We start from the raw sequence: 12,819 nt of genomic DNA on the forward strand, positions 1-12,819 counted from the left end.
ACGGCCCGTTGGAGGAGCCGGCGCTGTGAGTGACACGAAAGGCCGCGTTCGATGAACGGCAACACCGAAGAGCTCGTCCGGGCCCTTCGCCAATCGCTGAAGGAAAACGAGCGGCTCAAGCGCGAGAACCGCCAATACCTCGCCGCCACCACCGAACCGGTGGCGGTGGTGGGCATGGGATGCCGCTATCCCGGTGGGGTGGACTCGCCAGAGGCGTTGTGGGAGATGGTGGTTGAGGGCCGCGACGTCGTCTCGGAGTTCCCGTCGGACCGCGGCTGGAGCCTGGCCGGGCTCTTCGATGCGGATCCGGACGCGGTCGGAAAGTCCTACGCGCGCTGCGGCGGGTTCCTCTCGGACGTCGGGGATTTCGACGCCGCCTTCTTCGGGATCGCGCCCAGCGAGGCGCTGGCGATGGACCCGCAGCAACGCCTGTTGCTCGAGGTGTCGTGGGAGGCGTTGGAGCGGGCCGGAATCGATCCCGTCACCCTGCGCGGTTCCTCGACCGGCGTGTTCGCCGGGATCTTTCACGGCTCCTACGGGGGACAGGGCCGGGTGCCGGGACACTTGGAGCGATACGGCCTGCGCGGCTCGACGCTCAGTGTGGCATCCGGGCGGGTGGCGTACTCGTTGGGGCTCGAGGGCCCGGCGGTCTCCGTCGACACGGCGTGTTCGTCGTCGCTGGTGGCCCTCCATTTGGCGGCGCAGTCGTTGCGTTCCGGTGAATGCGATCTGGCGCTGGCCGGCGGCGTGACGGTGATGGCCACGCCGGCGATGTTCATCGAATTCAGTCGCCAGCGGGCGCTGGCCGCCGACGGCCGCTGCAAGGCCTACGCGGGCGCGGCCGACGGCACCGGGTTTTCCGAGGGCGTCGGCGTGCTCGTGCTGGAGCGGCTGGCCGACGCGCGCCGGCTCGGGCATCCGGTGCTGGCCGTGATACGCGGGTCCGCGGTGAACCAGGACGGCGCGTCCAACGGGCTGGCGACGCCCAACGGGCCCTCGCAGCAACGGGTGATCCGGGCGGCGCTGGCCAACGCGCGGCTGGGCACCGCGGACGTGGACCTGGTGGAGGGCCATGGGACCGGCACCACGCTCGGGGATCCGATTGAGGCGCAAGCGCTTCTGGCCACCTACGGGCAGGACCGGCCCGCGGACCGGCCGCTGTGGCTGGGGTCGATCAAATCCAACATGGGTCACACGTCGGCCGCGGCCGGCGCCGGCGGAGTGATCAAGATGGTGCAGGCGATCCGCCACGGCGTGATGCCCAAGACGCTGCACGTGGATGAGCCGACGCCGCACGTGGATTGGTCGGCCGGCGCGGTATCGCTGCTGACCGAATCGCGCCCCTGGTCCACGCCCGACCGGCCGCGCCGCGCGGGCGTCTCGTCGTTCGGCATCAGCGGCACCAACGCGCACGTCATCGTCGAGCAGTATGCGCCGGAGCCCGAAAGCGACTCGCCCCCAGGCGATGACGTGGTGGCGCCGTGGGTCCTCTCGGCCCGGTCGGCCGAGGCGCTTGCGAACCAGGCGGCGCGGCTGCTGGCGCACGTGAAGGCCCACCCCGCGCTGCGGGTGGTCGACGTGGGCTGGTCGCTGGTCGCGACGCGGTCGCGCTTCGAGCACCGCGCGGTGGTCGTGGGCGCCACCGGCGCGCAGCTGCTGCGGGGGCTGGCCGAGTTGGCGGTCGGCGAGCAGGGGGCAGGCGTCGCGGTGGGCCGGGCGCAGTCGCCCGGCAAGACGGTGTTCGTGTTCCCCGGCCAGGGCTCGCAATGGGCCGGCATGGGCGCCCAATTGCTGGACGGCTCAACGGTGTTCGCCGAGCAGCTGCACCGGTGCGCGGGGGCGCTCGCCGATCACGTCGACTGGTCGCTGATCGACGTCATCCGCGGCGCGCCGGGCGCGCCCGGACTGGACCGGGTGGACGTGGTGCAGCCGGCGCTGTGGGCGGTCATGGTGTCGCTCGCGGAGTTGTGGCGTTCGGTGGGCGTGGTGCCCGATGCGGTGATCGGCCATTCCCAGGGCGAAATCGCTGCGGCCTGCGTGGCGGGGGCGCTGTCGCTGGAAGACGCCGCCCGGGTGGTGGCGCTGCGCAGCAGGCTGCTGGTGGGGCTGTCGGGCCGGGGCGGCATGGTCTCGCTGGCCTGCGCCCTGCCGCGCGCCGAGCAGCTCATCGCGCCGTGGGGTGAGCGATTGAATATCGCCACGGTCAACGGTGTTTCGGCGGTGGTGGTCTCCGGCGAGGTGGGCGCGCTGACCGAATTGATGCGGCGGTGCGAAGCCGACAACATCCGCGCCCGCCGCATCGATGTCGACTACGCCTCGCATTCCGCCGCGGTGGACGCGATCCGCGAGCCCCTCGCCGCGGCGCTGGACGGCATTGCACCGCGGTCGTCCTCGGTCGCGTTCTTCTCCACCGTGACCGGTGAGCTCATGGACACCGCGGGACTGGACGCCGACTACTGGTTCCGCAGCATCCGGCAGACGGTGCAGTTCGAGCGGGCGGTCCGCGGCGCCTGCGACGCGGGCTATCGGGCGTTCATCGAATCCAGCCCGCACCCCGTGCTGATGGCCGCCATCGAAGAGACCATGCCCGACGACGAACAGGGCTGCGTCATCCCGTCGTTGGGCCGCGACGACGGCGGCCCGGACCGCTTCTGGCTCTCGGCCGGGCAGGCGTTCGTAGCGGGCGTGGGTGTGGACTGGCGCGCCGCGTTCGACGGCCTGGGCGGCCGGCGTGTCGACCTGCCCACGTACGGGTTTGTGCGGCAACACTTTTGGCTTCCGGGCGGATCGACGGGCTCGTCTGACGCCGCCACCCTGGGGGTTAGCGGTGCCGAGCACGGGCTGCTCGGCGCGGTGGTGCCCCGGCCCGACTCCGGCGGTGTGGCGCTCACGGGCCGGGTGTCGACGGCCGCCCACCCCTGGTTGGCCGATCACGCGGTGGGCCAGACCGTCTTGTTCCCCGGCGCGGGATTCGTCGAGCTGGCCATCCGCGCGGGTGACGAGGTCGGCTGCGGCGTGCTCGACGAGCTGACGCTGTCGGCGCCCTTGGTGCTGCCCGCCGGCGACGGAGTGCAGGTGCAACTCGTGGTCGGGGCGGCCGACGAGTCGGGTCGGCGTCGGCTGTCGGTGTATTCGGATGCCGCGCAGCCGGGTTCGGAGTGGGTGTTGCACGCCGAGGGACTGTTGCGGCCGGGGGCGGTGACGCCGGCCGCGGACCTCTCGGTGTGGCCGCCCATCGGGGCGACCGCGGTCGAGGTCTCGGGCGCCTACGCCGCGCTCGCCCGGCGCGGCTACGAATACGGCCGCGCATTCCAGGGATTGCGGGCGATGTGGCAGCGCGGGGACGAGCTCTTCGCCGAGGTCGCCGTGCCCGACGCCGCCGCGGCCGACGGCGGCTTCGGAATCCATCCCGTGCTGTTGGACGCCGCGCTGCACGCGATCGGGGCCGCCGGCGAGCAGGACATGACCGTGTTGCCGTTCTCCTGGCAGGGCGTGTCGTTGCACGCGTCGGGCGCGGCGCGGGCGCGGGTACGGATCGCGCCCGCCGGCGCCGGGGCGGTCTCGGTGGAATTGGCGGACGGAGCGGGGCTGCCGGTGCTGTCGGTGGGCGCGTTGGCCATGCGCCCGGTCTCCGCCGAGCAATTGGCCACCGCGGCGGTTCCCGCGCAGCGCCCGCTCGCCCAGGGAGTGCTCGACGTGACCTGGTCACCGATCACGCTGGGCGGCGAGGACGACGGCGCGAAGGCCACGGTGTGGGAGCTGGCCGATCACGGCGGCGACGTGGTGAAGTCGGTGCACGCGGCGGCCGCCGAGGCCTTGGAGGTGCTGCAATCGTGGTTGCGCGCCGACGGCGACGGGGTGCTGGCCGTGCGGACCCGCGGCGCGGTCGCGCTTGCCGGCGAAGACGTTTCGGACCTTTCCGGCGCCGCGGTGTGGGGCCTGGTGCGCTCGGCGCAGGCCGAGCACCCCGGCCGCATGGTGCTGATCGACTCCGACGGGTCGCTGGATGCCCACGCGGTAATCGGTTGCGGTGAGCCGCAAGTGGTGGTCCGCCGGGGTGTCGCCTATGCGGCCCGGCTGCGGCCGGTGCGGGCGGACTCCGCGATCGGCCTGCCGGCCGGCGGCTGGCGGTTGGACGCCGGCGGCGAGGGCACCCTGGAGGACCTCGTCGTAAGCCCTTGCCCGCGAACCGAATTGACTGCCGGGCAGGTGCGGGTGGCGGTGGCCGCGGTCGGGGTCAACTTCCGCGATGTGCTGGTGGCGCTGGGGATGTATCCCGGCGGCGGCCAGCTGGGGGCCGAGGGCGCCGGTGTGGTCGTCGAGGTCGCCCCCGACGTGACCGGGTTGGCCGTCGGTGATCCGGTCATGGGGTTGTTGGGGGTCGTCGGCTCCGAGGCGGTGGTCGACCAGCGATTGGTGACACCGGTGCCCGACGGGCTGTCGCTGGTCGCGGCCGCCGGCGTGCCGGTGGTGTTCCTCACCGCGCTGTACGGGTTGTCGGTGCTGGCGGGGCTGCGCTGCGGGGAGCGCGTGTTGGTGCACACCGCCACCGGGGGAGTGGGCATGGCCGCGGTGCAACTGGCGCGGCACTGGGGTGCGGAGGTGTTCGTCACCGCAAGCCGCGGCAAGTGGGATACCTTGCGCGCGATGGGATTCGACGACGACCACATCGGGGATTCCCGCACGCTCGAGTTCGAGGAGAAGTTCCGCGCGGTGGCGGGTGACCGCGGCTTCGATGTCGTGCTCAATTCCCTGGCCGGCGATTTCACCGACGCCTCGCTGCGGCTGTTGGCGCCCGGTGGGCGATTCATCGAGATGGGCAAGACCGACGTCCGCGACCCGCGCGTCGTCGCCGAACAATATGGGGGCGCCCAGTACCGGGCCTTCGACCTGTTGGAGGCCGGCCCGGACCGGACGGCGGCCATGCTGGCCGAGATCGTCGGATTGTTGACCCGCGGGGTCTTGACACCGTTGCCGCAGAGGACATTCGACGTCCGCTGCGCCGCGGCGGCCTACCGGTACGTCAGCCAGGCCCGCCACGTCGGCAAGGTCGCGCTCACCGTGCCGTCGGGGCCCGGCGAGGTGCTCAGCGGCTGCGGCGGCGGGCTGGCCGGGGGCAGTGTGGTGATCACCGGCGGCACCGGGATGGCCGGTTCGGCGCTGGCCCGCCACCTCGTCGACCGCTACGGGGTGGCCCACGTGGTGCTGGTCAGTCGGGCCGGCGCGGAGGCCCCCGGTGTCGCGGAACTGGTGGACGGGCTGAGGCGGGCCGGCGCCGACGTGTCGGTGGAGGCCTGCGACGTCGCCGATCCCGACGCGGTGGGGGCGATGCTTTCCCGGATACCGGCGCACTATCCGCTGCGCGGCGTCGTTCACGCCGCCGGGATCCTCGACGACGGGTTGATCTCGTCGCTGACCCCGGACCGGGTGGACGCGGTGCTGCGGGCCAAGGTCGACGGTGCCTGGAACCTGCACCAGCTCACCCGCGATCTGGATTTGTCGGCGTTCGTGGTGTTTTCGTCGATGGCCGGGATCGTGGGGACCCCGGGACAGGCCAACTACGCGGCAGCCAACAGCTTCCTCGACGGGCTGGCCGCCTACCGGCGCGCCCACGGCCTCGCGGGCCTGTCACTGGCCTGGGGCCTGTGGGAACAGGCCTCGGCGATGACGGCGCACCTCGGCGACCGGGACAAGGCCCGGATGAGCAGGATCGGCCTGGCGCCGCTGCCCACCGGGCAGGCCTTGGCGGCCTTCGACGCCGCCATGCTGGTCGACCGTCCGGTGCTGGTGGCCGCCGCCGTGGACCGGGCCGCCCTGTCGGACAACGTCGCCGCGCTGCCGCCGTTGCTGCGCGAACTCGCCGCCGGCCCGGCCCGGCGCGTGGTCGACGACACCGGCGCCGCCGCGTCGAGCACGGGTCTGAGCGCACGCCTGAACGGCCTGAGCCCCGAGGCCCGGCAGCGCGAATTGATCGACCTGGTTCGCGGCAACGCGGCGATGGTGCTGGGCGTGCCGAACCCGGCCGACATCAACGTCGGCCGCGCGTTCCAGGAGCTCGGCTTCGACTCGCTCACCGCGGTCGAGCTGCGTAACCGGCTCAAAAACGCGACGGGCCTTACCCTTTCGCCAACACTCATCTTCGACTACCCCACGCCGACCGTGCTGGCCGGGCACCTGGACACACAACTGGCGGGGGCCGGCACCGACGTGCAGCCGAACCTGATGGCCCGGGTCAACGACATCACCCGCGAACTGCAGGCGCTGCTGGGCGCGCCCGACTGGAATGCCGACGACCGCTCGGTGCTGCGGGCGCGCATCCACACCCTGCTCGGCGCCATTGCGCCCGCCGATCCGGCCGACTCCGAACACCTCGACGATGACCTCGATGCCGCCACCGAAAGCCAACTCTTTGCGATCCTCGATGAAGAACTCGGCCGCTGACACCCCGCCAGGAGCGGCAACGCCCGGCACCGCGCAGCACGTCGACTACCTGAAGCGCCTCACGGCGGATCTCAGGCGGACCCGGCGGCGCGTCGCCGAGCTGGAAGGCCAACTGTCCGAACCGGTCGCGGTGGTGGGCATGGCCTGCCGCTACGCCGGCGGCGTGGACACCCCGGACGCCCTCTGGGAGCTGGTCGCCGAGGGGCGGGACACGGTGTCGGACTTCCCGCTCGATCGCGGCTGGGACGTCGAGGGCCTCTACGACCCGGACCCGGACGCGAAAGGCAAGATGTACACCCGCCACGGCAGCTTCCTGCAGCACGCGGGGGACTTCGACGCCGGGTTCTTCGGCATCGGGCCCAGCGAGGCGCTGGCCATGGACCCCCAGCAGCGGATGATGCTGGAGATCTGCTGGGAGGCGTTGGAGCGCGCGGGAATTGACCCCTTCGCGCTGCGCGGCACGGCGACCGGAGTCTTCGCGGGGGTCATTCACGCCGGGTATGGCGGCGAGGTGAAAGGCGAGCTGGAGGGCTACGGGCTCACGGGCTCGACCTTGAGCGTCACCTCGGGCCGGGTGTCGTACGTGTTGGGGCTGGAAGGCCCGGCGGTCTCGGTGGACACCGCGTGCTCGTCCTCGTTGGTCTCCATGCACCTGGCCGCGCAGTCGTTGCGGTCCGGGGAATGCGACCTGGCGCTGGCCGGGGGAGTGACCGTCATGGCGACCCCGGCGGCGTTCGTCGAATTCAGCCGGCAGCGGGCGCTGGCGCCCGACGGTCGCTGCAAGGTGTACGCCGGGGCGGCGGACGGGACTTCGTGGTCGGAGGGCGCCGGTGTGCTGGTGCTGGAGCGGCTGGCCGACGCCCGGCGCCTGGGACACCCGGTCCTGGCGCTGCTGCGGGGCACCGCGGTGAACCAGGACGGCGCGTCCAACGGCTTGACCGCACCCAACGGGCCGTCGCAGCAGCGGGTCATCCGGGCCGCGTTGGCCAACGCCGGACTGACGGCGGCGGACGTGGATGCCGTGGAGGGCCACGGGACCGGGACCGTGCTCGGGGACCCCATCGAGGCGCAGGCGCTGCTCGCGACGTACGGACAGGACCGCCCGGCGGACCGCCCGCTGTGGCTGGGATCGATCAAATCCAACATCGGCCACACCTCGGCCGCGGCGGGCGTGGCCGGGGTGATCAAGATGGTGCAGGCGATGCGGCACGGGGTGTTGCCCAGGACGCTGCACGTGGATGTCCCGTCGCCCCACGTGGATTGGTCGGCCGGGGCGGTGTCGCTGCTGACCGACCCGCGGCCCTGGCCGGATCACGGCGGGCCGCGGCGGGCAGGCGTCTCCTCCTTCGGGATCAGCGGCACCAACGCCCACGTGATCGTCGAGCAGGCACCCGCCGAACCCAACGACGTGCCCGCGGCGCACGACGGCTCGAATCCCATTGTCCCGTGGGTGGTTTCGGCACGCTCGACCGACGCGCTGGCCGGTCAGGCCCAACGCCTGCTGGACCACCTGGGCGCCACACCGGATGTGCCCGCGGTGGACGTGGGCTGGTCGTTGGCGACCACCCGGGCGGCGTTCGAGCACCGCGCGGTGCTGATCGGCGCCGACCGTGCGGGCCTGTCAGCCGGCCTGGCGGGGTTGGCCGCGGGGGCGCCGGTCCCGGGCGCGATCACCGGGCGCACCCGCGCGGCGGGCAAGCGCGTGTTCGTGTTTCCCGGTCAGGGTTCGCAGTGGCTGGGCATGGGCGCGGCCTTGTACGAACGCTTTCCCGCGTTCGCCCAGGCTTTTGACGAGACGGTGACCGCGGTGGACGCCCACTGCCGGCTGCCGTTGCGCGAGGTGATGTGGGGCTCCGACGCGGAGTTGTTGCAGAGCACCGAATTCGCCCAGCCGGCGCTGTTCGCGCTGGAGATCGCGATGGCCGCGCTGTGGGAATCCCTGGGCGTCACACCGGATGTGGTGATCGGCCACTCCGTGGGGGAGATCGCCGCGGCCTGCGTCGCGGGCGCGCTCTCGCTGTCCGACGCGGCGCGATTGGTCGCGAGCCGGGGCCGGTTGATGGCGCAGTTGCCGCCCGGTGGGGTGATGATGGCCGTGACCGCGACCGAGGCCGACGTGGCGCCGCTGCTGAACGGCGACGTCGGCATCGCGGCGGTCAACGGCCCGCAATCGCTGGTGCTTTCGGGCTCGGAGTCGGCGGTGAAGGTGGTCGCGGACCGGCTGGCGGCCGGGGACGCCCGGGTGCGGCAGCTGGCGGTCTCGCACGCGTTCCACTCGCCGCTGATGGAACCCATGATGGGGGACTTCGCCGCGGTGGTGGCCGGCGTGTCGGCCCGCGAGCCGCGGATCGCGTTGGTGTCCAACCTGACCGGGCAACTGGCCGGGCCCGACTATGGGACGGTCGCGTACTGGGTTGACCATGTGCGCAAGCCGGTGCGGTTCGTCGACGGCGTGCAGCTGGCCGAATCGCTGGGCGCCGGTGTGTTTTTAGAGGTCGGCCCCGGGGCGGCGTTGACGGCCGCGGTCGACCAATGCCTGACGACCGACCGCGCGATCTCGGTGGTGTCGATGGCCAAGGGCCGCCCCGAGGTCGACTCGCTGCTGTCGGCGGCCGGACAGCTGTTCGCGACGGGTTCGGACCTGGACTGGTCGGCGGCGTTCACCGGGCTGAGCGCGCGGCGCATCCCGTTGCCGACGTATGCCTTTGTGCGGCGCCGGTTTTGGCTGTCGAGCGATTCGGTGGGATCGGCGAACATCGCCAGCCTGGGTCTGACCGAGGCCGAGCACGCGTTGCTGGGGGCGGTGGTGGACCGGCCGGATTCCGGCGGTGTGGTGTTGACGGGCCGGCTGTCGACGGCCGCCCAACCGTGGCTGGGCGACCACGCCGTGGCCGGCACGGTGCTGTTCCCCGGGGCGGGCTTCGTGGAGCTGGCGTTGCGGGCGGGTGACGAGGTCGGCTGCTCGGTGATCGAGGAACTGACGCTGTCGGCACCGCTAGCGGTCCCGGTGGGCGGGGTCGTGCAGCTGCAGGTGGTGGTGGAGGCGGCCGACGGCACCGGAGCGCGGGCCGTCTCCGTGTATTCGCGTGCGGCGCAAACGGATTGGATTTTGCACGCCGAGGGCTTGTTGCGCGACGGCGCGACCACCCCGGTGACGGATCTGTCGGTGTGGCCCCCCGTCGGCGCCGAGGCGGTGGACGTGGCCGGCGCGTACGACGGCCTGGCGGACCGCGGCTACGGGTACGGCCCGGCCTTTCAGGGGTTGCGGGCCGTGTGGCGGCGGGGGGCCGAAACGTTCGCCGAGGTCGAGCTCCCGCAGCACGCCGGTGTCGCGACCGGCGGCTTCGGCATCCACCCGGTGCTGCTGGACGCGGCGTTGCACGCGCTCGGGGTGGCCGACGAGCGGATCGAGACCGTGTTGCCGTTCTCCTGGCAGGGCGTGAGCCTCTACGCCGCCGGTGCATCGCGGGTCCGGGTGCGGCTGGCACCGGCGGGCACCGGCGCCGTGTCGGTCGACCTGGCCGACGCGTCGGGCCTGCCGGTGCTCTCGGTGCGGGAGTTGGTGACGCGCGCCGTGTCGGCCGACCAATTGAGGGCGGCGCTGGCGGCCCGCGCCGGGAGCGGCGAGCTCCTCGACGTGGTGTGGTCGCCGATCTCGCTCCCGGGCAACGGGGTTGGCCAGGGCGTGACCGTATGGGAGCCGCCCCCCGGCGCTTCGATCACCGCGGTCTACACCGCGGCGCACGAGGCCCTCGGCGTCTTGCAGTCCTGGCTGTCCGGCGACGCGGCCGGGACGTTGGTGGTGCAGACCCGTGGTGCGGTGACCCTGTCCGCTGACGACGTCTCCGACCTGGCCGGCGCGGCCGTCTGGGGGCTGGTGCGCTCGGCGCAGGCCGAGCATCCGGGCCGCATCGTGTTGGTCGACACCGACGGCTCGTTGGACGTCGCGACGGTGATCGGTTGCGGCGAACCGCAATTGGTGGTGCGCGACGGCATCGCCCACAGTGCCCGGCTGAAGCCGGCCGGCCAGCGGGCGCTGTTGTCGCTGCCCGAGCCGCCGTCGGTGTGGCGGCTGGCCGCCGGCGACGCCGGGACGCTGGAGGATCTGGCGGTCCAGGAGTACCCGCCGGCGGAGCTGGAAGCCGGACAGGTGCGGGTGGCGGTGGCCGCGGCCGGGGTGAATTTCCGGGACGTGCTGGTGGCGCTGGGCATGTATCCCGGTGCCGCGCAGTTGGGTGCCGAGGGCGCCGGCATCGTGACCGAAGTCGGTTCCGGCGTCACCGATGTGGCCGTCGGCGACGCGGTGATGGGGATCTTCGGGCTGGCGGGTTCGGAGGCGACCGTCGATCGGCGGCTGGTCACGCGGGTGCCGCGGGGCTGGTCGATGGCTCAGGCCGCCGGCGTGCCGGTGGTGTTCCTGACCGCGTACTACGGGCTCTCGGTGTTGGCCGGACTGCGGGCGGGCCAACGGGTGCTGGTGCACGCGGCCACCGGCGGGGTCGGCATGGCCGCGGTGCAGCTGGCCCGGCATTGGGGCGCGGAGGTGTTCGCGACGGCCAGTCGCGGCAAATGGGACACGCTGCGCGCCATGGGTTTCGACGACGCCCACATCGCGGATTCGCGGACGCTGGAGTTCGAGCACAAGTTCCGCGCGGCGGTGGGCGCCGGGGGCTTCGGCGTGGTGCTCAACTCCCTGGCCGGTGAATTCAACGATGCGTCCCTGCGGCTCTTGGGCCGGGGTGGTCGTTTCATCGAGATGGGCAAGACCGACCTGCGTGATCCGGATATCGTCGCGCACGCCCACCCCGGGGTGGGGTACCGCGCCTTCGACCTGATGGAGGCCGGCCCGGATCGAATCGCGGAGATGCTGGCCGAATTGATGACATTGTTCGCCGGCGGGGCCCTGGCGCCGTTGCCGGTCAAGGCTTTCGACGCGCGGAGCGCCGCCGACGCCTACCGCTTTGTCAGCCAGGCCCGTCACATCGGGAAGGTCGTGCTCACCATGCCGGACGGCCCCGCGGGGCTGGCGGGCGGGACCGCGCTCATCACCGGCGGCACCGGCATGGCGGGGTCGGCGGTGGCCCGCCACCTCGTCGAGCGGCACCGGGTGCCCCACGTGATGCTGGTCAGTCGCGGCGGGGAGCAGGCCGCCGGAATCGCCGAGCTGGCAGGCGAATTGCGCGACCTGGGCGCCTCGGTGTCGGTGGCTGCCTGCGATGTCGGCGACCGGGACGCGGTCGCGGCCCTGCTGGCGCGGGTGCCCTCGCACTACCCGCTGCGGTCGGTGTTCCACGCCGCGGGGGTGATCGACGACGCGATGGTCGCGTCATTGACTCCCGCGCGTATCGACGCGGTGTTGCGCGCCAAGGTCGACGGCGCGTGGCACCTGCACGAGCTGACCAAAGAACTGGACCTGGCCGCGTTCGTGGTCTTTTCGTCCATGGCCGGCATCGTGGGTGCGCCGGGTCAGGGCAACTATGCAGCGGCCAACAGCTTCCTCGACGCGCTGGCGGCCCATCGCCACGCCCGGGGACTGCCGGGATTGTCGGTGGCGTGGGGGATGTGGGAAGAGCCGTCGGCGATGACGCACCACCTCGGCGAGGCCGATCGGGCCAGGATGAGCCGGGCCGGGCTGAGCGCGTTGTCCACCCGGCAAGCGCTGGACCTGTTGGACGCCGCGCTGCTCGGCGACCGGCCCATGGTGGTGGGCACCCGCCTCGACCGGGGCGCGCTGGCGCACCACAGCGCCACGCTGCCGCCGCTGCTGAGCCAGCTGGCCACCCGCCCCGCCCGGCGGGTCCTCGAGCACACCGACATGGTGTCCCTGACGGGCCTGCGGGCGCGCCTGGACGGCCTGAGTCCCGAACAGCGACAAGCCGAATTGGTGGAACTGGTCTGCGGCAACGCGGCCACGGTACTGGGGCACACCACCGCCGACGTCAACGCCGACGACGCGTTCGGTGACCTCGGTTTCGACTCGCTGACCGCCGTCGAACTGCGAAACCGGCTCAAAATCGCTACCGGGCTTACCCTTTCACCCACGCTGATCTTCGATCACCCCACGCCGGCCGCCTTGGCCGAACACCTCGGAACCGAACTGGCCACCGGCTCCGTCGCCGCCCCGGCCACCGAGCCCGATCGCATCGCCCGGTTCGACGACATCGCGCGGGAACTGCAGGCACTGCTGGGCCGGCCCGGGCTGAGCCCCGCCGACCGGGCACAGCTCGTCGCCCGGCTCGAGGGTCTGCTGGCGACGGCGACCGGTCCGACACCGTCCGCGCTGCCGGATCAGCCTGAGGACGCGTTCGACGACGACCTCGCCACCGCCACCGAGAGTCAGCTCTTTGCCATCCTCGACGACGAAGTCGGCCCCTGACC

2 protein-coding genes are annotated in these 12,819 nt (G+C 72.6%); both read left to right on the top strand.

What is annotated here, in order from left to right; translation table 11 throughout:
- The first annotated feature begins 51 nt into the window (after positions 1-51).
- Positions 52-6,441 (top strand): type I polyketide synthase, encoded by a 6,390-nt coding sequence (locus tag QGN31_RS11130; protein ID WP_201406987.1) that lies wholly within the window; start codon positions 52-54, stop codon positions 6,439-6,441.
- A complete protein-coding gene (locus QGN31_RS11135; RefSeq protein WP_201406992.1) occupies positions 6,422-12,817 on the top strand; it encodes a type I polyketide synthase in 6,396 nt (2,131 codons plus the stop codon). Before QGN31_RS11130 ends, QGN31_RS11135 begins: the two co-directional genes overlap by 20 nt.
- Positions 12,818-12,819 lie beyond the last annotated feature (2 nt).

It is taken from the genome of Mycobacterium sp. 2-64, assembly GCF_035918375.1.
Taxonomy (GTDB): Bacteria; Actinomycetota; Actinomycetes; order Mycobacteriales; family Mycobacteriaceae; genus Mycobacterium; species Mycobacterium intracellulare.

Coding starts and splice junctions, on each gene's coding strand:
- QGN31_RS11130 (WP_201406987.1), top strand. CDS start 52: ATGAACGGCAACACCGAAGAGCTCGTCCGGGCCCTTCGCCAATCGCTG.
- QGN31_RS11135 (WP_201406992.1), top strand. CDS start 6,422: ATGAAGAACTCGGCCGCTGACACCCCGCCAGGAGCGGCAACGCCCGGC.